Here is a 24,500-nt window from a genome sequence, read left to right on the forward strand (position 1 = left end):
CTCGATGTCAGTGCGCGCCAGGTCAATTGGCTCGTCCCACTGACACGGCGGCCAGTTCCTCGTGCAGGTAAGGAGTGATGTTGCGCATCACTCGCGCTACGTAATCTTCCTTCTCCCCAACCGGAGCGACGTAATGCAATGCGTCTTGGGCCGCTTCGACACTTTCCAGGCGAGCGATCATCCAAGCCGCAAGGTAGGGCGATGCGAGACAGCCACCGGCCGTGGCGACGTTACCCTTGGCGAAGAAGGGTTGATTGAGCACATCGACACCGGCGGCCTGGACCCAGGGTTTGGTCGTGAGATCGGTACATGCGGGAACACCGTCGAGCAATCCGAGTTCGGCCAGCACCAATGTCCCGGAACATTGTCCGGCCAGCAGCTGCCGAGACGGGTCGAGCCGCAGCCGCGCCATCAGCGCCTGGTCCGCAACGACTTCGCGGGTCTGCATGCCGCTGCCCACGAGGACCGCGTCCGCAACGTTGGCTTCTTCGAGCGTGGCCATCGACTCGATCACCACACCGTTCATCGAACGGACGCGCTGGGTAGGACTGGCAATCGACACCCGCCAATCCGGCTTCTTGATCCGGTTGAGCACACCGAGCGCGATGAGGGAGTCGAGTTCGTTGTAGCCCTCGAAGGTGAGGATAGCTATATGCATGGCAACGCCTTTCACGGTTGATGCCAGGCACTCTATGATCCCCGATCCGATACAATCAAAGAATTGTCATGCATACAATCGGCGCGTGGCGTTCTCTCGATACAAGGGTGTGGTGGACGCGTTGGCGTCCGATATCCGGGCGGGTCGGTTGCCGTCGGGCACGCGGTTGCCGACTCATCGCCAACTCGCGGCCAGCGAAGGAATAGCTCTGGTCACGGCGTCGCGGATCTACGCCGAGTTGGCAGCCATGGGCCTGGTGAGTGGGGAGCCCGGCCGAGGCACCTTCGTTCGGGAGACGACGCTGCCGCCCAGCCACGGCATCGACCAGCCTGCGGCCGCGGTGGACACGGTGGATCTCAACTTCAACTACCCTGCGCTGCCCGGTCAGGCCGACATGCTGCGTCGGGCATTGCGTCAGCTCGCGTCTTCAGGTGACGTCGAGGCCCTGTTGCGGTACCAGCCCCACGGTGGGCGCCCGCATGAGCGGAGCACGGTGGCTCGGCATCTGGCGGAGCGCGGTGTGCCGGTCGACGGCGATCAGGTCTTGATCGTCAGTGGGGCTCAGCACGGATTGGCCGCCACGGCCATGGCGACGCTGCAGCCCGGAGACGTCGTGGCGGCCGATGCCCTGACCTATCCGGGCTTCAAGGTGCTCGCCCACGCGCTGCATCTGGAGCTGGCACCGCTTCCCGCAGCGGGCCACGCGTCCGATCTCGACGCCCTCGAGCAACTGTGCGCGACGCGGCGGGTCCGTGCCGTGTATGCGATGCCGACGCTGCACAACCCGTTGGGATGGGTCACGACAGCGCGGCACCGTGAACAGTTGGTCGAGATCGCGCGCCGATACGAACTCCTCGTCATCGAGGATGCCGCGTACGCGTTCCTGGCTGAGCAGCCACCGCTCCCGCTGGCGGCGCTCGCACCGGAGAGAACCGTGTACGTTTCCGGGCTTTCCAAGAACGTCGCGACCGGTCTGCGCTTCGGCTTCATCGCTGCCCCAACCTCTTTGGTGCCCGCGATCGAACGCACGATCCGCGCCACCACCTGGAACACACCCGCGGTGATGACAGCGATCGCGTGCCGGTGGCTCGATGACGGCACCGTCACCCGGCTGGAGGCGCAAAAGCGCGAGGACGCACTGACCAGGCAGGCGATTGCCCGCGCAGCACTTGCGGGGTTACCGCAGGTCAGCCATCCGTCGTCATACTTCCTCTGGCTTCCGCTCCCCGAAGACGTGCGAGCCGACCAGATAGCGGCAGAGCTCCTACGCGAACACGTATCGGTGTCCACGGCAGAACCGTTCGCCACGTCTGCCCATGTGCCGCACGCGATCCGGCTGGCTCTCGGTTCGACAGACCTGGATACCCTGCGTGAAGCCCTGGAAAAGGTGAAACGAGTCGTAGACGCACACGCCTACCGGTGAACCAGCTGAGGCTCGTCTCGCCGGAATGCGCTGACGCCTCCAGGCGTCTCTGGACAGGGAGAATTCCCGCACCGTAGCCGTGGGCCGACCACACTCAGCGCTGTTGATCTGAGATGCGGTGCATCGGGTCTAGGATTAGGTATGCCCGGCGAAGTTCGCGCTGAAATCGGTTGGCAGCGGGCGATTGTCGATCATGACATTCCGTCCGCACTCATCGCGCGGGCGCAACGCAATGGCGGGATCATGCGGGTCCGTGTCCCACTGCCGGGCCGGTTTTGGCTGATCACCGATAGCGACCTCATCGATCGTGTGCTGCGTACCAGCGCAGCGGAATTCGACAAGGGTGGCTCGATCTATCGGATCATCCGCAATGCCACCGGCGACGAGGGTTTGTTCGTGGTCAACGATCCGCAAACGTGGCGGATCTTGCGCGAGCACACGAATCCCGCGTTCACGGCAAGCAAACTGACACCCCTCGCACACGAAAGTGTCCGCCGATTGCTCGATCGAATCGACGGCTGGAACCCGGACCGAGCCGTCGACGTGTTCACCGAATTCAAGCTACTCAACGTGGAACTGCTGGCACTACATCTATTCGGACAGGCCGTCGACTGCGCGGCACTGGTGCGGCTGGCCCAGCCGATCTTCGACAGCCAACGCAAGCAATGGTTCCGAATCGGCGGCGGCAAGTACCGGCGCGCCATCGCGGCCATGGATACCGAAGTCCACTCCATCATCGACCGGCGACGCGCCTTGGACACCTGCGACGGCGACCTGCTCGGGCAGCTGTTGCAGGTGCGTCCGAAACTTCCGGCTCAGCGCATACGCGATCAGGTAGTAAGCCACCTGCTGGCGGGTTTCGACAGCACGGCATGCGCGCAGGCGTGGGCCTGCGTGCGACTGGCCGACAATCCCGCCGAGCTGGCCGAATTGCGTACCGAAATCGAAGACGTGCTGGGCAGCCGCGCGCCCACCCCAGCCGACCTCCCCCGATTGCCGCTACTCACCTCATTTTTCGCCGATGTAGTCGCACAGCGACCATCGTTCCCACTCATCTTCCGCCACGCAGCGATCGACACCGCACTGGCCGGCCGCCCACTACATCCCGGCGACCAGCTGTTCATCGCACTCGGGCCCGCCCGCCTACCCTTCGGCACCGGCAAACGAAAATGCATCGGCGAACCGCTGGCCCTACTTACCGGCACCCTATCCATCGCCGTGCTGGTCCAGCGGTTCAGCCAATGGCAACGCACCCGACCAGGGAACCAGCAGGTCCGCTACGCAACCACAGCCCCGCCGCGCCACAGCGAAATCCACTTCAGGCCATGATCATCGCGCTGCCCGCCGGACCAGGCACACCCCCGCCTCGGCCGCACCTGCGCGAATCGTGCGTCACACCTTTGCCCCGACAAGTTGCTGGTAGTCCACGTTTCTGGCGACCAACTCGTCGTGTGGGCCAGTGTCGATGATTTGTCCGTCCTTGAGAAAGATGACGGTATCGGCTTCGCGGATTGTGGACAGGCGATGGGCAATTACCAACAGGGCGCACTCTTTTCGCACCGCTTGGATGGTCACGTTCAATGCCTTCTCGGTCTCGGCGTCCAGCATCGCCGTGGGTTCATCCAGCATCATCAGCACGGGACGGCGGATCAACGCACGCGCCAGCGCCACACGTTGCCGCTCACCACCTGAGAGCAGAACGCCGTGTTCGCCCACTGAGGTGTCGAGTCCGCGAGGCAGTCGTGCGACAAGATCGGCCAGACCGGCGAGCTGTATTGCGCGGTGCAGGTCATCATCGGCGAGGCCCGGCTGCCGGTACGTCAAATTGTCTCGAAGACTGCCGAACAACAGTGGTGCGTTCTGTTCCAGCAAGCTGATTTCCGAGCGCCATGCCCGGCGTGACCGATCGGCGTACGACCGACCGCCCAAGAGGATGTCGCCTTCGTTCGGGTTGTAAAATCTGCTGACCAATGAGAACACCGTGGACTTTCCGGCACCCGAATGCCCGACCAAGGCGATATGCCCGTGCGATGGAACCGAAAAAGTCACGCCCTGGAGAATTGGTCGCTCGTCGTACGAGAAATGCACGTCCCGGAACTCGAGCGCAGCATGCCCGTTTCCCGCGAACTTGTCAGTTGATCTACTAACCGGTTCGACGTCGCTGTGCTCGATGTGGTCGACGTCCTCGGCCGGCAATGCCAATGTCGACTCGATCCGGCTGAGCGCACCCAGCGCCTTCTGTAACCCGACAGACCCATTGAAGAGATCACCGACCGGGATCAACAGGTTCAGCGCGAGCAGCATCATCGACACCAGGCTGCTCAACTCCATCTGCTGATTTGCCACCCGGACGCCACCGACCAGCAGGGAAACAACGAACGAGCCGGTCACCGCCAGATGCATTGCCGGAGTTCCCAATGCCTTCAATCTGGCGGCACGCACGCCTGCGGAGAATGCCGCACCGGCCAACTCGGTCAAGTGCTCGTGCTCACGGTCCTCGGCATTGTTCACTTTGACCGTACGCACTCCGGTAAGTGCGCGTTCGATGTCCGCGGAAAGCGCACCGACACTCTCTTGCAATTGAGTCGAAGCAGCCTCGATCCGCGTCATCACCAGCAACATCGCACCCGCGGCAACACCGACGGTAACGAAAACGATCGTGAACAACAGCCAATCGAGATAGATCATCACCGCGACGGTGCCGATGAGCGTGATCGCGCCGGTCAATATCTGAACCAGACTGCCCCCGACCGCGTTTCGGATCACCGTCGAATCGAGCGTGACGCGTGAGATCAAGTCTCCGACTCTGAGCGACTCGAGTGTGGGAATTCTCAACCGCAGCAGATGCCCGGCCAAGCGATTGCGCACAGATAGGAGCACGGATTCACTGGATCGCTCGAGGATATAGAGTCCGCCGGTATCGGTGACCGCATGCAGGAGATAGGCCCCCACCAATGCCGTCAGGGACCACATGATCGCCTCGCCCGCGACCGCGTCCCGAATGACCTGTCCGGCCAGCAGCGGTTGCGCCAGCGAAAGTCCGGTACCCACCAGCAGCAGCACCGTTGCGCCCACCAAGGAATTCCGTTGCGGTGCGATCAATCTGAGCAGCACCCCGACTCTACGCAGCCACGAATCGCCCTGCCGGGAGTCGCCGTTGTCAGCGGACATCTTCACCCACGTTCGTTTGCCGGCCGGCACCAGGACTCACGTCCACTACCCGCCGCCTCCATCGTTCGGCATCGCCGAGTGCAGCCGGACGGCTTCCTCGGCGCAACTGCTTCAAGAACCATTCGATTCGCCGCGGCGGCAACATGACTACCTCGTAACGGCGGAGTAGTAATCGTCTCCGCCCTCCCAAGACCACCTGGCGGAGCACCGCTATGGCTGCGCCAGCAGCACCGAGAGGAGCGCCGTCACTGCCAAACCCGGTAACGCGATAAGCAGACAACCAACAGCGCGGTTGGCGAACCGATACTTGCGCCGTGCCACTTCCGCGTTAACCCAGACCTGTTCCACCAGTTGCTCGATGAAATCGTCTGGTCGCCAACTCAGCTCCGTTACCGCTCGGACGTAACGGTCGCGGGTGAGACCACGGTCCGCCGCGAAACTTCCGAAGTAGAGCAGATTGAGCGCAGCGTCGCCGGACTTCAACCGCGGCCACAGCACGCACGCCGCACAGACACCAGCCCCGGTGACGAATAGCGCACTGACGCAGGCGATAACGAGCACTACAGTTGTGGTCTTTCCGGCACGTGGTTGGACCAGGACGAAGAGTATCTGGCCCAGCACTCCGGCTGCGGCCAGCGTAGCTATAGCTTTGGTTTCGGCATGCTTGATCAGTAGGAGCACCAAGTCCAGTGTCTTCCAGGAATTCTCGAGACCGTCTCGGCCTCCGCTCATCCACCGCAGTGTGGTACGCCATCGATGGGACGCTGTTCTTCGCATCGAACTCCCCTATTCCTTCGTCGATTTCAGTCCGCTTCGTCGCCGTCATCCGACTGTCCCGCCTGGATCTCCTCCAGCTGCTCGTTGAACGGAAGCACCTGAATCGCTGCCGTTGTGTCGTCGATCAGTCGGTTGATCAGGCCGTCCAGCTTGTCCGGATCGACGTTCACATAGTCGGCTCCACCTCGGCTGAACCACTCCTTCAGCACGCTGACGTATTCGGTCACCGCGTGTTTCGCTGCTTCCCGTCGACTCATATCGGCCCAGTCCGCGTCGTCCTGCAACCGGTTCGCGAGCTCTTCCGTTGTCAGTTCGCCGCGGATATATGCCAAATAGAAGGCGGATTGGGGGCTCGCTCCCAGCTTTTCGAGATGTTTCTCGACCTCGTCCAGGTGAGAGCTCCTCAGTCCGGCCGACAGTTTATGCTCGCGTTGCTGGAGCAACTCCCGCCTCTCCAGGCCATGAGCTTCGAGCGCGCTTGCCAGCGAGGCGGCAAGGCTGGCACGTTCTGCCGCCAGGAACGTCGACTGCCACATTTCTCGTCGTTGGCGCTCGAAGACCGTCAATTCTGAGGGCATCAGTACTTCGACACTCGACACCCTGATCTCCATGCCCGGTTCAACAGGTGGGTTCTGCAGGGCGTCACCCAGGAGCCACGCATTGAGTTTCCGCCGCACCATATTGATCTCGGCGAAGGTATGGCCATGAGCGAGCTCGAAGAACCGCTGATCGGCACGGAGATGTCCCTCCAGGAAGGAGCGGGCATCGGCTCGGCCGTGCTGCACGACCAGTATCGGATCCGTGACCGTGCACTCATAGGTGACCTGGGCGGTGAATGTCGTTGCGTCGGCTGCCGGTGCCACGATCTCGACGACAACCGGGGCATGCAGGCTGACATCGACGAGGCTGACGTGCGACGCCGCCACGATTCGACTATCCGATGCCTTCATCCGCCCTTTGTCGACAAAGAACTCACCGTTGGCTCGATAGACCAGTACCTGGTGCGCGTTCGGTCTCGGTAGGTCCTTCGTTTCGCGCACCCTTCGGCGCAATGCTCGCCGGGGAACAATGTCGAGGTGCCGTTGGTCGAGAATCGGATATCGCATCTCATTTCCTCAATCCACGTGGTCAGTTACCAATGATGCCAACATGATTCGCACCAGCTCATCGACACGAGTCTCGCGCTGAGCCACCTTCGCGGACACCGTGATATGCCGGACGGCCCGCCGCTTCGATGCCACGGCCACTCGCTGCCGGTGGCGAATCGCGAGGTTGTGTGCAAGCATTCGGCATTCACGCGACGGCAGTATCCGAGCGAACTCGGTAGCCAGGGCTCGGGTGGTTTGCTCCGGCTCCGCGCAGATCTCGGTGAGATCGTGGAGACCATTGAGCAGCGCATCGAGCGCGCCCTTCCGAAACATACTGCCGCGCAGAGTGATAGCCCAAAGTCGAACGACTGGATCCAGGCCACTCGGGGTGCTGTTCAGATGGCCGAATACAGCCGATCGCTCCGTGACTCCGTCTCGGACCGCAAGCGTCTCGGCTATCGCGCATTCAACTAACAACCGACTCCTCGGGCCAAGCCGCGTATCGCGGTACTTGTCTTCGAGAAAGACGAGAACGGTGTCCGCCTGCGGGGACCGCGTTGCCAACCGCGCGAACAGTTCTGCCATCACCTGGCATCGTTCTACCGCATCTCGGCTGCCGCTTCGAACGATCAAGCGCCACAACTGTCGAGTCGCTTCTTCGGGGTAGCTGACTCCGAGAACACCGCTCAATGCAAACGCGGCGGTCCACTTCTGAAGAGCAGTGCCCGATTCGGCCCAGCGCACCGCGATCTGCAGTGCGGCAGGCGCTAATACCGTGCCCGCACACATATCCCAGAGCAGGAAGATCGCCATATCCCGGCAGGACAAGCCATGCTCGCCGCGTGACCAAGGTTCCAAATAGGCATCAGCGACCTCGTCGAACGAGATGCTTGCGAGCATCAGTAAGGCTTGCGCTATCTCGCGCTCGTGTAGGGTCGCCTCACCATCGGAGGAGCCAGAAAGGGTATGGCACAACCAATCACGCACCGTGTTCCAGAAGGTGACATCCAATCGTCGCCATAACTCGGCGATGACATGCTCGCGGTACCTGCCTTCTCGAAAGTCAACAAAAGTCCTCGGTGTGACGCCTGATTCGACCGAGAGATGCAATAGGCCTTTGTCATCGAGCATGGCGCTGCGAAGTTCCGGGATCGTATCGGTGCGTTGAGGAGGTGAGTCCGTGCGCTGCGAGGACGACTCGGGCCTATCATCCGATGCCGCCTCGGCGTCCGCGAACCGCTCCTCCAACTCGACTAAGCACGATTCGAATGTGCGCTGACCGCAACGGCCCAGAAATGCAGCGACAGTGACAGTCAACAGATTTCGTCGCGAGGCGTGACCGAGCGCATCGAACCATTCGATTACCCGTTGATGGGCACCTTCGTCGAACACCTGGCTCAGCGCCGTCGGCTCGGCCCCATCTCCGCTCAGCGCCACGATCTGCCGCAGGTCCGAGAATGCGAACTCCGAAGGAACCCGCGACTCGATCTCTGCGATCTTCACATCGAATTCGGCATCGGTGATGTCACTCGACCCCAGCCAAGCCCGGAGAACAGCACGCGTATCCGGGCGCTGCCAACCGATTCTGGGGACGAACTCGGAGTCTCGTCCGCTAGTCACCGGTCCGGTGACCACCAACCAGGCGCCACCATCACAAACCTGATCGCGGACGGCATGCCATTCGTGCTCGGAGTCCAACCGACGGCCGGTGTGTTCGCTATCGGTGACCAGGTATCCCCGGCCCTCCTCGTAGTCATGGGTAGCAAGCTGCTTCACCGACATCGTCGGCGGTAGCGCAATCAAAGGACCGCTTGCCAGCTCACGCAACAGCATCGTCGCGCCGGCCCGCTTCCCGATGCCGGAAGGGCCTTCGAGCACGACGGTGTGAATCCGCTGTAGTGCCTCGAACGCAACGTCGAATGCTTTGGGCCGGACATACCCCAAGGCCAGATCTTCGATATCTGAGCTAATGAGCTTGCCAGTCAATGGCCTTGGGGCGGCTGGCGCGTCCGAGATGCCGAACCGAGAATCGGACGCCTGAACCGTGCCGTTGAAGTACTGGTTGAAGTAGACCGTGCGCTTTTCCGAACTGCGATTCGAATCATGCTGCGGTGGCTCGTCACCGGTGCCGTCGGGCCCCGAACTCGTCGCAGCTGATTCGGGCGCTTCGAGTGTGGGTGACGGCTCGGCGGGTGCCTCGTTGTTCGCCTCTTTCACCGCAGGCTGCGGGCTCTCGGCACCGGCAGACTGGTCACGCTGCGACGGGCCCGGAGCGGCTTCCGGAACTTTTTCATCGGAGTCGGCCATCACGCGTTCCATACCATGCCGATCACGCCGTGCGGCATCGTGACATTGCCGTTAACCGTCGTCGACACGGTGGCTTGTCGGCCACCATTCGATGGCCCGGGCTCGGAAGAACCTGTGTCGGCCTGGGTTTCAGCGGCACCAGAGGGCTCACCGCCCTCCGTCGCCGGGAGCTCGAGCGCTGCTATGTCATATCCAGGCAGGAGTAGGTACGCCGGTTCGGCGAACTCCTTGTGCCGGACCGGCACTTCGCGAAACGCTGTCCTGGGGAGTGCGGTGTATCGCGGCACAACCACGTCGTTGAACACCTGTGCAGAGAGAATCACCGCCAAGTTCGCTGTGTGCATCATACGCAGCGCATTCTTGATCTGAGTGCACTCGACCAAGCGGGAAACAGTAACGACCCCCTTCCCCACGTACCCGTTGGCTCCGGGTGCCACGGCACCGAAATGTATTGCGAGGCGCAAGCGCAGTCGCGCCTCGTCCTTCAGATCTTCGTTGTGCCGGGCGAGCGCTACGCTCAACTCCCGGACAAAGTCATCGACGACTACAGGTTCTCGATCGGACTGGTCGGCAGGCAGAATCGCCAGTTCCCCGTCCCCCGCCTGTTGCTTCGCCCATGCGGACCGATCGAGTCCCGCCTGGGCAGCCGCATGGTCCAGCACAGCAAGCAGACCGGTCTGGATCGCGCGATGGCGCTGGTCGTCGCCGGTCCCGTAACCGACCGCGTCCACTGAAAGCAGTACTCGCAGACTGAACTCCGTATTCCTGGCCAAGACCGCCGTCCTTTCCTCAACCGATGCGCGGAAGGCTGTTCCGCACAGCGGCACTCGCATGAGCAGTTCGAGCGTGACATGGTTCGTATACCGAGACCCCGGATAAATCAGGACTCTGCTGAGAAGTTCAGAATTCGTCGGCGAGAACCTGCAAACGCTCGAAGTCGGTAATGGTGACGGCGCGGTACGCCGTGGTTACCAGTCCCTGTGCACGTAACTGCCGTAAAGCTGAACTGATGGTGTCCTCGCGTGCCCCGATGAGCGCGCCGAGTTCCGTCTGCGAAAGCCGAACGCCGAGTTCGTATCCACCCGCCACCGCCCTGCCGTACTGTTCCGCGAGCTCGAGCAGCACCCTGGCCAATCGGATCGGTACCTCATATCCGGCAAAGTCGAGGCGGCGGCGGTTTGCCCAGTCCAGTCGATCCGCGATCATTCGGCACAGCGTCTCCCACCCGTCGGCGCGGCTGTTGAGAAAATCGAGGAAGTCGCGTTGCGTGATGGTGTGCACCACCGTGTCTGTGCACGTAGTCACTGTCGCCATGCGTGGCGTGCCACGCAGTGCCGCGAGTTCACCGACCACGTCGCCGCTGACTCTGATACCGAGCAGACCCTGCTGGCCGCTGCGAGAAGCAGCGGTGATCTTCACGCAAGCCGATCGTGCCGGATCATGAGAACGCAGCAACAAAACATGGTTTCGCAGGTCACCCTGACTGATTAAGACGGTGCCCACCGGAAACCGCTGCGGTCTCGCCAATCCGAGCAGGTCACGGCCGGATTCTACGGTCAGCCGATCCATCAGTGTGCCCACGGGCCACGTTGCGCCAGCCATGGCGAACTCCTCCCCGACACTCCCATTGCCGAATCCGCAACAACGCTTCCGTGTAGCACTCTGCGGACCCGCACCCGCCTTACCGAGTGAATGCTGTCGCGGACACCCTCTTCAGTGAAAGATACTGCAGATCAACAACGTCCGAGCACTTTCCGGTACTGCCGAGAGACGGGGCGCCAAACTCCCGCGAGGGCTTCGTCGGCACGTTTGCTGACGGTGCAGGCCATGCCGACCGCACGGGACCATAGAGCTGGGAGACGCCGAGTCCGCCAGGCAGATGCGGCTAACACCCCTTGTCGGGGACATCATGGCCGAACGGACCTGAGGACCGACCGGGCGGAATCATCGCCCTCTGACTACCCTTCGGCAGCCAACTGCCCGCAGGCCGCGGCAATTTCCTGGCCTCGGGTATCACGCACCGTGCAAGGCACGCCCTGGGCATTTACGCGCCGAACGAACTCGGCCTCAACAGGTTTCGGACTGGCATCCCACTTGCTGCCCGGGGTCGGGTTCAGCGGGATCACATTGACGTGCACGCGCGAGCCCAGCGCCTTGTGCAACTTCTGCCCCAACATGTCCGCACGCCACGGCTGGTCGTTGATGTCGCGGATCAGCGCGTATTCGATGGAGACTCGGCGGCCGCTCTTGTCGGCGTAGTAGCGCGCAGCGTCGAGGACTTCGGAGATCGGCCAGCGGCTGTTCACCGGGACGAGAGTGTCGCGAAGTTCGTCGTCAGGAGTGTGCAAGGAGACCGCGAGAGTGACCGAGAGGTCTTCATCGGCCAGTTTGCGGATAGCGGGGGCCAGGCCGACGGTGGAGACGACCACGTTGCGCTGGGAGATCCCGAAGCCATCCGGCGGCGGTGCGGTGATGCGGCGGACCGCGGCGACGACTCGCTTGTAGTTGGCCAAAGGTTCGCCCATGCCCATGAAGACGATGTTGGACAGGCGGCCCGGACCACCCGCGACTTCGCCGTCGCGCATGGCGGCCGCGGCGGCGCGGACCTGGTCGACGATTTCGGCGGTGGACAGGTTGCGGTTCAGACCGCCCTGGCCGGTCGCGCAAAAGGGGCAGGCCATGCCGCAGCCCGCTTGGCTGGAGATGCAGAGGGTGGCGCGGTCGGGGTAGCGCATGAGAACGCTCTCCAGGAGCGTGCCGTCTCCCGCGCGCCACAACGTCTTTCGCGTCTCGCCCCCGTCACAGGCGACGTGCTTGACCACCGACATCAGCGGCGGAAACAGCGCCTCGCCGATCTTCTCGCGCACCGGCGCGGGCAGGTCCGTCATCTGCTCTGGATCGGCTTGCAACCGGCCGTAGTATTGCCGCGCGATCTGGTCCGCGCGGAACTTCGGCAGTCCCAACTCCTCGATGGCCGCCCGCCTGCCCTCGGCGTCGAGGTCGGCGAGGTGCCGCGGCGGCATGCCACGGCGCGGAGCATCGAACACGAGGGGCAGGGAGACGGTCATAATTTCTCCATTCTCCCATCTGGGCGAACGGCCCGCACACTCGCCCGCGCGAAGCACGTCCGACATGCCCGGTTCATTGCCGGGAAATGCGTGTGTCCGTGATAGCGGTCGGCAATGATCGACTCATGTCCACCAATCCTGAATACCAGCCGGAACCGGATCCCGACCTGACGGACGAGCGCACGGCGCCCACTCCCCCGACAGCCCCGCCTCCGGCGACCACCCCACCGACCACCGCCCCGGCAAAGCACCGCCAATCATTGTCCTCACGTACCGGCACGACCTGGGTCGGATTGGTCGCGGGTGCGTTGATTCTGGTGGTGCTGCTGGTCTTCATCCTGCAGAACCTCGACAGGGTCGATGTCGGCCTGTTCGGCTGGCACTTCTCGTTGCCGCTCGGCGTTGCCGTGCTGCTGTCGGTCATCGGCGGTGCGCTGGTAATGGCCCTGGTCGGCGGTCTTCGCATCCTGCAACTGCGCCGCTTCGCGAAGAAGTAGTGCTCGCGGCTCGCCGGAGTAGACCGGCGTCGGGACGCGAGGACTAACAATCCCATCCGCGCGGGGCAAGACCTCAGAGCAGGGTGGAAAGCACCAGCCAGGAGACGAAGGCCGAGGGGAGCATGGAGTCGAGGCGGTCCATGATGCCGCCGTGGCCTGGCAGCAGGGTGCCCATGTCCTTGATGCCGAGTTCCCGTTTGATCTGCGATTCGATCAGATCGCCGCAGGTGGCGACCAGAACGAGGCCGACGCCGAGGACGACGCCGATCATCGAGTTGGCTTCCAGCAGCAGGGTGACCGTGAGCAGGCCGCCGATGACGCTGAAGACCAGCGAGCCGCCGAACCCCTCCCAGGACTTCTTCGGGCTGATCGACGGCACCATCGGATGCTTGCCGAACAGCACCCCGGCGACGTAACCGCCGACGTCGGAGCAGACCACCAGGATCATGAAGGTCAGCACCCGCAGATTGCCGTCGGGCTCGAGCAGCAGCAGCGTCGCGAACGAGGCGAGCAGCGGGATCCAGGCCAGTGTGAAGATGGCTATGGCGGTGTCGCGCAGGAAGTTTCGCGGTGCGGTCTGCAAGCCGTGGTCGAACAGTCGCCACACCATGCAGGTGAGCGCGGTGGCGGCGAAGGCGCCCGCGACACCGCTGGCGCCGTAGGGCCAGCCGAGCCAGAACACGGCCTGGCCGCCGACGATGAGCGGGATGCGCGGCACCAGGACGTCGGCTTCGCGCAGTCGCTTGGCGACCTCCCAGGTGGCCACGCCGACAGCGACACCGGCGACGCCGATGAACACCTTCGGCACGAACAGCAGGATGGCGATGAGCGAGAGGCCGAGACCGAAACCGACGGCGAGTGCGGCGGGCAGGTTGCGGCCCGCCCGCGAACCGGACGTGGGAGCGGCGGCGGTCACCACGTCGGGGCTCGAGACCGAAGGGTCCGTCGGGGTGGGCTCAGCAGGGGCGCCCTCCGGTGCGTCCGCGGCAGCGAGAGCCCAGGCGGCATCGTCTGCAGCCGCCGGGGCACCGACTGTGCGAGCACCGTCACCAGGGGCAGGGGCATCGTGGTCAGCCGCGGGAGCGCCCTGACCAACGGCCGGAACATCGTGAGCACCGGCCGATGCCTCGCGACCAACGGCTGGAGCCTCGCGACCAACGGCCGGAGCATCGCGACCAACGGCCGGACCATCGTGACCAGCGGCCGGAGCGTCGTGACCGGACGCCGCAGCCGAGGCTAAGGGCTCGTAACCCGACGCTCCCGCATCGCTCACGTGCTCCTGCCTCGCATCAGCTGTGCCGTTCACCGGCCTCGGCTCCTCAGCCGCACCGGTCGCGGCGGCGTTCTCGGCCACGATTGTCCCGTCGCTCAACTCGTCGTTCCGTTCGTCCCCCGCCCGGGCGGGCCTGCGGTGTTCCAATAGCGGCATTCCCGGTGCCCGTCGTGGTTACGCAAGCTACCGCCTCCGGGCAAGTCGCTCACGCCGCCGGCATCACACCTCGAGCAGTTCAGCTTCCTTGTGCTTGACCAGTTCGTCGATCTGGCCGACATATTTGGCGGTGGTCTTGTCGAGGTCCTTTTCGGCACGCCCGACCTCGTCCTCGCCCGCCTCGCCATCCTTCTGGATGCGCGACAGTTCGTCCATGGCTTTGCGGCGGACATTGCGGATCGACACCTTCGCGTCCTCCCCCTTGCCCTTGGCCTGCTTGACCAATTCGCGGCGTCGCTCCTCGGTCAGCTGCGGTACCGAAATCCGAATGATGTCACCATTGTTGGTGGGGTTGACACCGAGATCGGAGTTGCGGATCGCGGTTTCGATCGGGCCGAGCTGGGCCTGCTCGTACGGCTTGATCACGACCATCCGCGGTTCCGGCACCGTGATGCTGGACATCTGGGTGATCGGAGTCGGCGATCCGTAGTAGTCGACAACGATCCGGGAGAACATGCCCGGGTTGGCGCGTCCGGTGCGGATGCCCGCAAGGTCGTCCTTCGCTACCGTGACAGCCTTTTCCATCTTCTCCTCGGCGTCGAAGAGCGCTTCTTCAATCACGACCGTTTCCTCCACAGCATCGTCATCGTCATGATCCGCGGGTCGCGGGGTCAGGACCGAACCAATGTGCCGATCTTCTCACCGGCGACCGCTCGGGCGATATTGCCCTTGGTCAACAAATTGAACACCAGCATCGGCATCTGGTTGTCCATACAGAGGCTGAAGGCCGTCGCGTCGGCGACCTTGAGGCCTTGTTCGATGACCTCTTTGTGGGTGATCTCGGAGTACATGGTGGCGTCGTCGTCGACCTTGGGGTCGGCGGTGAACACCCCGTCGACGGCCTTGGCCATCAGCACCACCTCGGCGCCGATCTCCAGGGCGCGCTGCGCGGCGGTGGTGTCGGTGGAGAAGTACGGCATGCCCATGCCGGCACCGAAGATCACCACGCGGCCCTTCTCCAGGTGCCGCTTGGCGCGCAAGGGGAGGTAGGGCTCGGCGACCTGGCCCATGGTGATCGCGGTCTGCACCCGGGTCTCGATCCCCTGCTTCTGCAGAAAGTCTTGCAGCGCAAGGCTGTTCATCACGGTGCCGAGCATGCCCATGTAGTCCGAGCGGGCGCGTTCCATGCCGCGCTCCTCCAGCTCGGCGCCGCGGAAAAAGTTGCCGCCGCCGATCACCACGGCCACCTGCACGCCGGTCGCGACAACCTCGGCGATCTGCTCGGCGACCGTTTCCACCACGTCCGGGTCGAGGCCGACCCGGCCGCCGCCGAACATCTCGCCACCCAATTTGAGAAGCACCCGGCGATATCCTGGGCGATCGGTCCCCGGGTCCGTCATGGGTGTTCTTCTCCTTCGGCGGTCAACGTTGTTCTCGGCAGGCAAGTGCGTCAAAGAATTCGGCAGCTCGGAAAGGCTCCTCAACACGGAGCGGCCCCTATCCTGCCCTATGTGTGTTCGGCGGCATAAGAAGACCCCCCGTCAACCGGCATATCGGTCGACGGGGGGCCTGCTCGCTATGGTGCTGTGCGGCGGCTGGATCTGTCCCGCGGCTCGGTCCCGGCGTTCGCCGGGATGCTCGCGCGGGGCCTGATCAGCTGGCGCCGACCTCGAAGCGGGCGAAGCGGGTCACGGTGACCCCGGCCTCGTCCAGCAGGGCCTTGACGGTCTTCTTCGAATCGGTGACCGACGACTGCTCCAGCAGCACGACGTCCTTGAAGAAGCCGTTGACGCGGCCCTCGGTGATCTTCGGCAGCGCGGCCTCCGGCTTGCCCTCTTCGCGAGCGGTCTGCTCGGCGATGCGGCGCTCGTTCTCCACGATCTCGGCCGGAACCTCGTCGCGGGTCACGTACTTCGCCTTGAGCGCGGCAACCTGCATGGCGGCGGCACGGGCGGCCTCGGCCGCCGCGTCACCCTCGCCCTGGTACTCGATCAGCACGCCGACAGCGGGCGGCAGATCGGAGGCACGCTTGTGCAGGTAGGTGGCGACCGGGCCGTCGAACGAGACCACGCGACGCAGCTCGAGCTTCTCGCCGATCTTGGCGGCGAGCGCCTGCACGGCCTCGTCGGCGGTCTGGCCACCGAGGCCGAGTGCCTTGAGCGCGTCCAGGTCGGCGGGCTTTGCGGTCGCGGCGGCAGCCACGATCTGCTCGGCCAGCGCCTGGAACTCCGCGTTCTTGGCGACGAAGTCGGTCTCGGAGTTGATCTCGAGCATGACGCCACCCTTGGCGGTGACCAGGCCCTCGGCGGTGGTCCGCTCGGCACGCTTGCCGACATCCTTCGCGCCCTTGATGCGCAGGATCTCAACAGCCTTGTCGAAGTCGCCATCGGTCTCGGCCAGCGCGTTCTTGCAGTCCATCATCCCGGAGCCGGTGAGCTCCCGGAGCCGCTTCACATCGGCAGCGGTGTAGTTCGCCATCTGTGGCGAGCCTCCTTCGGAGAAAGTTCTGGAAGTACTGGGCAGCGGTGATCACGATCGCACGCGATCATGATCACCGCTGGAACAGCGGGTTACGAGACTCAGGCCTCGGCCGGGGACTCCACCGGAGCCTCGGCAGCGGCCTCGGCCGGAGCAGCCTCGGCGGGGGCTTCGGCACCAGCCTCGGCCGGCGCGTCGGCGGCGGGTGCGGCCTGCGCGAGCAGCTCCTGCTCCCACTCGGCCAGCGGCTCGCCCGCGCCCGATTCCGGCTTGTCGTCACCGGCGGACAGACCGGCCCGCGCCTGCACGCCCTCGGCCACCGCGGAGGCGACGACCTTGGTCAGCAGTGCGGCGGAACGGATCGCGTCGTCGTTACCCGGAATCGGGTAGTCGACCAGGTCGGGGTCGCAGTTGGTGTCCAGGATCGCGATGACCGGGATGTTCAGCTTGCGCGCCTCGCCGACGGCGATGTGCTCCTTGTTGGTGTCGACGACCCAGATGGCCGAAGGCACCTTGGCCATGTCGCGGATACCGCCGAGGGTGCGCTCGAGCTTGTTCATCTCACGCGTGAGCATGAGGATTTCCTTCTTGGTGCGACCCTCGAAACCACCGGTCTGCTCCATCGCCTCGAGCTCCTTGAGGCGCTGCAGACGCTTGTGCACGGTGGAGAAGTTGGTGAGCATGCCACCCAGCCAGCGCTGGTTGACGTAGGGCATCCCGACGCGAGTCGCCTCGGCCGCGATCGACTCCTGGGCCTGCTTCTTGGTGCCGACGAAGAGAACGGTGCCACCGTGGGCGACGGTCTCCTTGACGAACTCGTAGGCCTTGTCGATGTAGGTCAGCGTCTGCTGCAGGTCGATGATGTAGATGCCGTTGCGGTCGGTGAAGATGAACCGCTTCATCTTCGGGTTCCAGCGCCGTGTCTGGTGTCCGAAGTGCGCGCCGCTGTCCAGCAGCTGCTTCATTGTTACGACAGCCATAGCTCCCGTATCTCTCTTTCGTTTGCCGGTTGACGCAGCGAATCGGTGATTCGTTGCCCTGGCGCCTCCGAACCGTCGGACCCGACCGCGAGGGTGGGGACCAGCCGACGACTCCCTGCTCCGCACTGGCACTGTCGCGAACCCACTGATCAGTGAGCTCGATTCGAACAGCGCCGTTGCGAACAAGCACGGGGTGGCGCGCGAAGTCGGTCTATGCAGGCACAGACCGCTCGATCAGTCTACGGGGTTGGCGGCCCAGCTTCTAAATCGGCCTGTCAGGGGGTACGTGGTGGTGATGGCCGTAGGTGGAACGGAGGGTGTCCACAGTCGAGAAAGTTGTCCACAATCCGGAGAGTGGGGGTACCGCGATCGAGTGGGTCGGATGAGGCTTTGACCCATGCCTCCGAATCCGATTTCCTCGATGATGACGCTGGTCATTCCGTTGTTCTTCACGCTCGCCTTGGTGACGGCGGCGCCTGTTGGCGCTGGGCCGTATGCGATGGGTGAGCCAGTGGTGTGGAGCGCTGGGGCCGTGGCGGGCGAGCCGCCGAGGTGGAGTGGTGGGACCGTGCCGCCTGCGTGGAGCGCCGAAGCCGCGGCGGGCGGGCCACTAGAGTCGAACGCTGCCGCTGTGCCAGCCGTGCGGAGCACCGACGCCGCAGCACGCGGACCGCTTCCGTCGAACGCCGAAGCCGTGCCTAGTGGGCCACCGACGTCGAACACCGAAGCCGTGCCACCTGCATCGAGCACCTACCCAGTCGCGGTCAGACCACGTGCGTGGAGCGCTGGGGCCGTGGGACCAGTGTCGAATGCTGAAGGTGTGGTCGGGGCGTGTACTGGTTCGTTTTGTGGGCTCGTTCGTCCGGCACCGCTGCGTTTGTCGCCGACCGGGGAGGGGGACGGTGGGTTGCTCAGGCGCGGTCTGGATCTGCTGGGTGGGGTGGGGTTCGGGGCGGGCGAGTCCTTGTTTCCGATGACTCCGCTCGATCCGGAGTTTTGTGAATACGTGGGCCCGGCGCCGTTTTTCATGTCACCGAGCGATTCGGAGTTTTGTGGGCTGATCTCACCTGCTCCGCTGTCGCTGCCATCGGTGACCGCGTGATGTCGCGTGCGGTCGAGCAGCCGTGCGCTTCCGCGCCGCTTCATGCCGGTCCTGCTTGGGCTCGTACTGGTTGTGCTCACGTGCGTGGAGCAGACCGCGACTGCCGCACCCAGCGGGCGGTACGGCTGGCCACTACAGCCGCGGCCGACCGTGGTGCGGCGGTTCGACAAGCCCGCGCAGAACTGGCTGCCGGGACATCGTGGGGTCGATCTGGCTGGCACGCCTGGGCAGGCGGTGCTGGCGGCCGGGGACGGGATCGTGGTGTTCGCCGGGACGGTCGCCGACAAGCCGGTGGTGTCGATCGATCATCCAGGTGGACTGCGGACTACGTACGAGCCGGTGCGCCCCGAGGTCTCGGTGGGGCGCCGGGTCGGGCGAGGTTCCAGGATCGGCACGTTGGAGGCCGGGCACGAAGGTTGCGGAAGCTGTCTGCACTGGGGCCTACGCAGCGAGGGCGGTGGCCGGCGCCGCCGCGAATACCTGGATCCGCTCAGGCTGCTGCACCTCACTCCCCTGCGTCTGAAACCGGTTGCGCCGTCGTGAGCGTGGGCGCTCGGCGTGTCGGAACATACGCTGCCGAATGCTTCCCAATTCTGACGCGGGAGGACGAAGATCAAGTGATGGAGCATGCGTCTGGGCAGCCGCCGTTCACCTATCCCGAAGTTGGTGCCACGAGCAGTGAGCTGCCAGCGGGCTACCACCATTTCCGGCTACGCCGCCGGATCGGTGAGGGACGCGCGCTGTTCGAGCACGCGGGTGCGGAGATCCTCGACTATCGGATGCAGAAGGGGGCGGGCGTCTTTCATGAGGCGTCCACCCCGAAGGCCGAGCCAGGCACCCAGCTGACAGTGCGACTCGGCATCGGACCGTTGGGAGTGACCGCACCGTGCCGGGTGGTGTACGTACTGTCCGCACCGAATCAGCGCGGCTTCGCCTACGGCACGCTGCCGGGCCACCCGGAAATCGGCGAGGAGCTGTTCGCCGTTGAATACGACCCAGCCGACGACGCCGTCTACGGCCTGGTCATCGCGTTCTCGCGACCAGCGGCCTGGTACGCCCGCCTCGGCGGCCCGGTGGCCCGCCTCGTGCAGCGCTACGTCGCGGGAAGGTACATCAAAGCCCTCTCCACTTCAGCCTGAAACGGAGTACGCCAGCCGCCCAAGAGTTGGTGACCGAATACCGACCGTCATGCCGCCAGCCCAAGGCACCTAGCGCACGGCTGAGGGCTGCCGCGCGCCAATTGTGTGGCCGCGTACGAACTGCTAGTGAATTAGCGCGCGGCGCAACAGGAACCGCGCGGCGCGGCGGGCTCGACGCTGGTGCGGTGACCGAGGGCAGTGAGCAGTCTGGACAGCGGCTCAGCGTCACCCTCGGGAGGGATTCGATTTCGGTCGAGCGCGGGCTAGAGCAGGTCGTCCAGTGCTTTGGCCTGTACGCGCAGGTCCTCCGCTTGCGCGGCGCGGCCGAGACGGTCGTACTCGTCGGCGGTGATGCTGCGGTCTGCGATCTCGGCGCGAACGATTTGTTCGATGTCGTCTTCGGTGAGCTCACGGCGGGCGACCTCGGCGACGCCCAGGCCGACCGCACTGGTTTCCACCGCACCTGCGCGCTGCTCGCCGACATCCACGGCTTCCGCGTTGTCGATGGCGCCCAAGGTGGACCGCAGGGCGGTGATGGCCTGGCGGTCGCGGGACTTCATCGCCACGGATAGTGCGGCGCGCATGCGCTCACGCAGTGGGGGCCGATCGGTCGACGGTTCGGTTGACATGATCACCACCGTAAAGAGAGTCCGGTTTCGGAGTCGAACTGTTTTCGCATGACCGGACTAGCCGATGGTGCCGCGCGGCGTGACGATGGTGAAATCCGGGTCCGGCGCATCGAATACGCCGACGAGTTCGGCCAGCTTCGTGACGTCACCTTCGATGAGGATGTCACCGGCGGCGGCCGCGACACCGAAGTCTTCGCCCACCAGCAGCACACGGATGAGCGTTGCCTTGGTCAGCGTGAAGGTGGCGTCCGGCTCCGGCAGGGTCACCTCGGCGGGCTGGTCGTAATGAGTCAGCCGTCCGTTGCGGAGTTCCAGCCGGTGCACGCGATTCTCGTCGCTGATCTGCCAGTCCGCGACAACCCGCTGATTCCACGCCTTCGGCCCATCGACCCGCAACGCCATGGCGTCGAAAATCTGGTCCACGGTCAGCGCGGCGAGCATGGTGGGCGCATTGGCCTTGGTGGGCGTGCCGAACGAGCCGTAGCGCAATTCATAGGCGCCGCTGAGGTAGAAGTTGCGCCAGGTGGCGTTCTCCGCGCCGTAGCCGAGTTGTTCGAAGGTGCTGGCCTGCAATGCTTTCGCCGCATCATTGGTCGGATCGGCGAAGATCACGTAGTTGACCACCTGGGCCACCCACCGATAGTCGCCGGCGTCGTAGGATTCCTGCGCCTTGCGCAGCACCTCCTCGGCGCCGCCCATGAATTCCACGTGCCGAATGGCGGATTCGACCGGTGGATGCTCCCACAAATGCGCCGGGTTGCCGTCGAACCAGCCCATGTACCGCTGGTAGATGGCCTTGACGTTGTGGCTGACCGACCCGTAATACCCGTGCGTGTGCCAAGCACCCTCGACAGCTGGTGGCAGCGTGAGCATTTCGGCGATCTCGGTTCCGACGTAACCCTGGTTGAGCAGGCGCAACGTCTGGTCGTTCAGGTATCCATATAGATCTCGTTGCAGCGCAAGGAATTCCACCAACCGCTCGGTGCCCCAAGTGGGCCAGTGGTGGGAGGCGAACACCACATCGGACTCGCGGGCGAACAGGTTGATCGCCTCGGTCAGGTACTTCGCCCAGACGTGCGGGTCACGCACCAGTGCGCCGCGCAGGGTGAGCAGGTTATGCAATGTGTGCGTGGCGTTTTCGGCCATGCACAGGGCCCGGTGGTCCGGGAAGTAGAAGTTCATCTCGGCGGGCGCTTCGGTGCCGGGGGTGATCTGGAAGACGATCCTGATCCCGTCGATCGTCTCCTCCTGCCCGGTCGTGGTGATGTCGACGGTCGGCGGGATCAGCGTCACCGTGCCGACCGAGGTGGTCTGTCCGAGTCCGGCGCCTACCGCGCCGAGCGGCCCGCGCGGCAGCACCGCGCCGTACATGTAACCGGCCCGGCGCGCCATCGCGGTTCCCGCGTAAACGTTCTCGGCCACCGCATCTTCCAGAAATCCGGCCGGGGCAAGCACCGGACAGCGCCCAGCCGCAACATCTTCGGTGGTGGTCACCCCCAGTGCACCGCCGAAATGGTCGACGTGCGAGTGCGTGTAGATAAGACCGGTGACCGGGCGATCGCCGCGGTGTTCCCGATACAGGGCGAGCCCCGCAGCCGCGGTCTCCGCGGAGATCAGCGGATCTATTACGAGCACACCGGTTTTGCCTTCAACGAGCGTCATATTGGACAGATCGAGCCCGCGGATCTGATAGATCCCCTCGGTGACCTCGAACAGCCCTTGCTTGATGACCAGCCCCGCCTGCCGCCACAGACTCGGATTGACCGAGGCGGGACAGGATTCGCGCAGGAAGTCGTAGGAGTCGTTGTCCCACACCACCGTTCCGTCGGCGGCGGTGACCACGCCGGGCTCCAGTGCGGCAATGAACCCGCGATCAGCGTCCGCGAGATCGACGGTGTCGGCGAACGGCATCGCGGCGGCCGCACGCTGCTGCTCCGCGACGATGTAATCGCTCGGCTCGGTCGCTGTGCTCATGCCTGCACCTCGCTGACGCTCAGCTCCCGCATACGCACGGCACGCTGGCACCCGATTCGCTCACTCATGCCCGCACCTCGCTAACACTCAGCTCCCGCATACGCACGCCGCGCTGGCACGCGATTCGCTCACTTCGTTCACTCATCTCATCCTCCTTGAGGTCGATGCAAAAGCGCTGTGCCGGTGGACGATCTAGGGCCACGGGTCGGTGAACTCGATCGCCGCCGCGAGACCGGCGACAGCCACCACCACCGCGGTCGCCGCGGCTACGACGCGTCTGCCGTGGCCGTAGCGCCCCTCGTGCAAGCTGCGGTTGCGCAGGTAACTCATGGCAGCCAGCGCGGCCATGGCGACCGCCGCACCCACCGGTGCGATCGCCGCGGGACGCCAACCACTGGTCACGCCGTGGTTCAAGAACAGCGCGCCGGTGATCATGGCGGCCACCGCCGTCCGCCGCCACGCCAAGGCGGTGCGCTCCGCGGCGAGTCCGGCACGGTTCATCGCAGCAACACCGCCACACCCGCCAACACCGACACGACAGCAATACCCGCCGACAGGATCGGCACCATCACCGTGTCGGGCAACGGGCGCCCCTGCCGCATCGCCACACCGATCCGCCGCCAATGCGCGTACCCACCCACCGCGATGATCACCGCGAGCACCAGGCAACTCAGTGCGATCGCGCGCCGCGCGCCGCCCAACCGGAACGGCTGCACCAACGTGTGCACCGCGACACCGCCCGCGAGCAAGCCGAGCGAGGTCCGCATCCACGCCAAGAACGTGCGCTCATTGGCGAGGGTGAACCGGTAGTCGACGTCTTCCTCCCCGTCCTCCGACTCGGCGTCGGGGCTCGGGAGCGTCATGCCGCATCAACTCCGGCCGCGGTCTTGCGGCGCACCCACAGCCAGGTCAACGCGAGCATGACCACCAGCGCGGGTTTGCCGAAGACCAGTGCGAAAGTGCCGAGGAGGACGACCTTGTCGGCCACGTACAGCGGAACCATCACCGCCACGTGCACCGCCCAGAACACGAACCAGACGAAGGTGATTCGGCGATGCAGCCGCAACCGGGCCGCAGGATCGGCGGGCTCGGTCGGTTCGAGCCGAATCTTTCGGCTCACCGGGTAGCTGAGCGGCTTTCCGGTAATCAGTGTCGCGCCGAACAGCACGGTCATCACGACGCTGAACGCCACTTCCGGCAGATAGAAACCGCGCCCCTCCCCGGTGATCTCGACGAACAGCGAAAACACCAGAATCACCAGCACCGCGACCGCCACCACCCGCACCGAATCGCCTTGCGTCAACCGCACCGCGGCGAGCACGACGGCGATCAGGATGGCGAGAAAAACACCGACCTCGGCGCCTGCCACGGAATAGCCGATCAGAAACCCGATGGCCGGTGCCGCTCCGTCCACAATGTGTCGTGGACCGTGCATCGCACGGAACTTCCCCCACATCTCGGAGACCACTCCACGTGATTCCGCCAGGCTTGCGCCTGAATCCAGCACTGCGCGCTGGTTGTCGGAATTCACGGGCACCTCTCCCACACAGATTGGTTTTCGTGTCGCGAGCAAACGATCCGCTACGCCAGACTAACCGGCCTCCCGAAGGCCGTCCACGCACCGCGCAAGGCCGTGACCATGCGGTTACTCGATCGCACCACAACCTGTTCGCCCTGGTCACCTCGAGTTTCGAGGTCAACGGCACCTGGTGGAGGCCGCTATTCGCGAAATGCCGCAACCCGGTGCCGTTGATCATGATGAAAGCGGCTGGGCTAGAGG

At 64.5% G+C, this 24,500-nt stretch carries 23 protein-coding genes; 5 read left to right on the plus strand and 18 right to left on the minus strand.

Annotation, left to right across the window (positions count from 1 at the left end; genetic code table 11):
* Positions 1 to 22: 22 nt before the first annotated feature.
* Positions 23 to 658: a DJ-1/PfpI family protein gene (locus KV110_RS29940; RefSeq protein WP_218470542.1), complete on the minus strand. Its 636-nt coding sequence runs from the start codon at positions 656 to 658 to the stop codon at positions 23 to 25.
* Between the two features lie 85 nt (positions 659 to 743).
* Here KV110_RS29940 and KV110_RS29945 point away from each other — a divergent pair, with 85 nt between their 5' ends.
* Both KV110_RS29945 and KV110_RS29950 read left to right on the plus strand, forming a co-directional pair.
* A complete protein-coding gene (locus tag KV110_RS29945) occupies positions 744 to 2,081 on the plus strand; it encodes an aminotransferase-like domain-containing protein (protein ID WP_218470543.1) in 1,338 nt (445 codons plus the stop codon).
* A 141-nt stretch (positions 2,082 to 2,222) separates the two neighbouring features.
* Complete coding sequence (locus tag KV110_RS29950) at positions 2,223 to 3,410, plus strand: cytochrome P450 (protein ID WP_218470544.1); 1,188 nt, start codon at positions 2,223 to 2,225, stop codon at positions 3,408 to 3,410.
* Positions 3,411 to 3,473: 63 nt separating this feature from the next.
* On the opposite strand, the gene KV110_RS29955 is transcribed toward KV110_RS29950, so the two are convergent.
* The 7 genes from KV110_RS29955 to rlmN form a co-directional block, all read right to left on the minus strand.
* Entirely contained in the window at positions 3,474 to 5,282 is a 1,809-nt protein-coding gene (locus KV110_RS29955; RefSeq protein WP_218470545.1) for an ABC transporter ATP-binding protein, read from the minus strand.
* 180 nt (positions 5,283 to 5,462) lie between these two features.
* On the minus strand, positions 5,463 to 5,984 hold the full coding sequence (locus tag KV110_RS29960) for a Pycsar system effector family protein (protein WP_218470546.1): 522 nt from the start codon (positions 5,982 to 5,984) through the stop codon (positions 5,463 to 5,465).
* Positions 5,985 to 6,055: 71 nt separating this feature from the next.
* On the minus strand, positions 6,056 to 6,955 hold the full coding sequence (locus KV110_RS29965; protein ID WP_218470547.1) for a hypothetical protein: 900 nt from the start codon (positions 6,953 to 6,955) through the stop codon (positions 6,056 to 6,058).
* A gap of 189 nt (positions 6,956 to 7,144) precedes the next feature.
* On the minus strand, positions 7,145 to 9,424 hold the full coding sequence (locus tag KV110_RS29970) for a hypothetical protein (protein ID WP_218470548.1): 2,280 nt from the start codon (positions 9,422 to 9,424) through the stop codon (positions 7,145 to 7,147).
* Positions 9,424 to 10,257: a hypothetical protein gene (locus KV110_RS29975; protein WP_218470549.1), complete on the minus strand. Its 834-nt coding sequence runs from the start codon at positions 10,255 to 10,257 to the stop codon at positions 9,424 to 9,426. The genes KV110_RS29970 and KV110_RS29975 overlap by 1 nt, the downstream gene beginning before the upstream one ends.
* 67 nt (positions 10,258 to 10,324) lie before the next feature.
* Entirely contained in the window at positions 10,325 to 11,026 is a 702-nt protein-coding gene (locus tag KV110_RS29980) for a Crp/Fnr family transcriptional regulator (RefSeq protein ID WP_218470550.1), read from the minus strand.
* Positions 11,027 to 11,382: 356 nt separating this feature from the next.
* Positions 11,383 to 12,492, minus strand: a complete 1,110-nt coding sequence (gene rlmN / locus KV110_RS29985; RefSeq protein WP_218470551.1) for a dual-specificity RNA methyltransferase RlmN — start codon at positions 12,490 to 12,492, stop codon at positions 11,383 to 11,385.
* 125 nt (positions 12,493 to 12,617) lie between these two features.
* Between rlmN and KV110_RS29990 the strand changes: the two genes are divergently transcribed.
* A complete protein-coding gene (locus KV110_RS29990) occupies positions 12,618 to 12,989 on the plus strand; it encodes a LapA family protein (RefSeq protein ID WP_218470552.1) in 372 nt (123 codons plus the stop codon).
* Positions 12,990 to 13,062: 73 nt separating this feature from the next.
* On the opposite strand, the gene KV110_RS29995 is transcribed toward KV110_RS29990, so the two are convergent.
* From KV110_RS29995 to rpsB, 5 genes are all read right to left on the minus strand, one after another.
* Positions 13,063 to 13,908: a phosphatidate cytidylyltransferase gene (locus tag KV110_RS29995; protein ID WP_218470553.1), complete on the minus strand. Its 846-nt coding sequence runs from the start codon at positions 13,906 to 13,908 to the stop codon at positions 13,063 to 13,065.
* Positions 13,909 to 14,481: 573 nt separating this feature from the next.
* The gene (frr, locus tag KV110_RS30000; protein WP_069161862.1) at positions 14,482 to 15,039 is read right to left on the minus strand and encodes a ribosome recycling factor; all 558 of its coding nucleotides are present in this window, start codon (positions 15,037 to 15,039) and stop codon (positions 14,482 to 14,484) included.
* 50 nt (positions 15,040 to 15,089) lie between these two features.
* Positions 15,090 to 15,818, minus strand: coding sequence for a UMP kinase (gene pyrH, locus KV110_RS30005; RefSeq protein WP_218470554.1), 729 nt, complete (start codon positions 15,816 to 15,818; stop codon positions 15,090 to 15,092).
* A 253-nt stretch (positions 15,819 to 16,071) separates the two neighbouring features.
* Positions 16,072 to 16,896, minus strand: coding sequence for a translation elongation factor Ts (gene tsf / locus KV110_RS30010; RefSeq protein WP_218470555.1), 825 nt, complete (start codon positions 16,894 to 16,896; stop codon positions 16,072 to 16,074).
* 101 nt (positions 16,897 to 16,997) lie between these two features.
* On the minus strand, positions 16,998 to 17,876 hold the full coding sequence (rpsB, locus tag KV110_RS30015) for a 30S ribosomal protein S2 (protein ID WP_218470556.1): 879 nt from the start codon (positions 17,874 to 17,876) through the stop codon (positions 16,998 to 17,000).
* 1,144 nt (positions 17,877 to 19,020) lie between these two features.
* Here rpsB and KV110_RS30020 point away from each other — a divergent pair.
* Complete coding sequence (locus KV110_RS30020) at positions 19,021 to 19,521, plus strand: M23 family metallopeptidase (RefSeq protein ID WP_218470557.1); 501 nt, start codon at positions 19,021 to 19,023, stop codon at positions 19,519 to 19,521.
* A 77-nt stretch (positions 19,522 to 19,598) separates the two neighbouring features.
* Positions 19,599 to 20,117 (plus strand): DUF1990 domain-containing protein, encoded by a 519-nt coding sequence (locus KV110_RS30025; RefSeq protein ID WP_218470558.1) that lies wholly within the window; start codon positions 19,599 to 19,601, stop codon positions 20,115 to 20,117.
* 263 nt (positions 20,118 to 20,380) lie between these two features.
* Here the strand turns inward: KV110_RS30025 and KV110_RS30030 are convergent, their stop codons facing one another.
* The 5 genes from KV110_RS30030 to KV110_RS30050 form a co-directional block, all read right to left on the minus strand.
* Entirely contained in the window at positions 20,381 to 20,746 is a 366-nt protein-coding gene (locus KV110_RS30030; protein WP_246634077.1) for a GatB/YqeY domain-containing protein, read from the minus strand.
* A gap of 57 nt (positions 20,747 to 20,803) precedes the next feature.
* Positions 20,804 to 22,720 carry an alkyl/aryl-sulfatase gene (locus KV110_RS30035; protein WP_218470560.1) on the minus strand — a complete coding sequence of 639 codons (1,917 nt, stop codon included), beginning with the start codon at positions 22,718 to 22,720 and terminating at the stop codon, positions 20,804 to 20,806.
* Between the two features lie 192 nt (positions 22,721 to 22,912).
* The gene (locus KV110_RS30040; protein ID WP_218470561.1) at positions 22,913 to 23,221 is read right to left on the minus strand and encodes a DUF202 domain-containing protein; all 309 of its coding nucleotides are present in this window, start codon (positions 23,219 to 23,221) and stop codon (positions 22,913 to 22,915) included.
* A complete protein-coding gene (locus KV110_RS30045; protein ID WP_218470562.1) occupies positions 23,218 to 23,583 on the minus strand; it encodes a YidH family protein in 366 nt (121 codons plus the stop codon). Before KV110_RS30045 ends, KV110_RS30040 begins: the two co-directional genes overlap by 4 nt.
* Positions 23,580 to 24,251 (minus strand): DUF3159 domain-containing protein, encoded by a 672-nt coding sequence (locus KV110_RS30050; RefSeq protein WP_218470563.1) that lies wholly within the window; start codon positions 24,249 to 24,251, stop codon positions 23,580 to 23,582. Before KV110_RS30050 ends, KV110_RS30045 begins: the two co-directional genes overlap by 4 nt.
* Between the last annotated feature and the right edge of the window lie 249 nt (positions 24,252 to 24,500).

The sequence above is a fragment of the Nocardia iowensis genome, from assembly GCF_019222765.1.
In the GTDB taxonomy this organism is placed as follows: domain Bacteria; phylum Actinomycetota; class Actinomycetes; order Mycobacteriales; family Mycobacteriaceae; genus Nocardia; species Nocardia iowensis.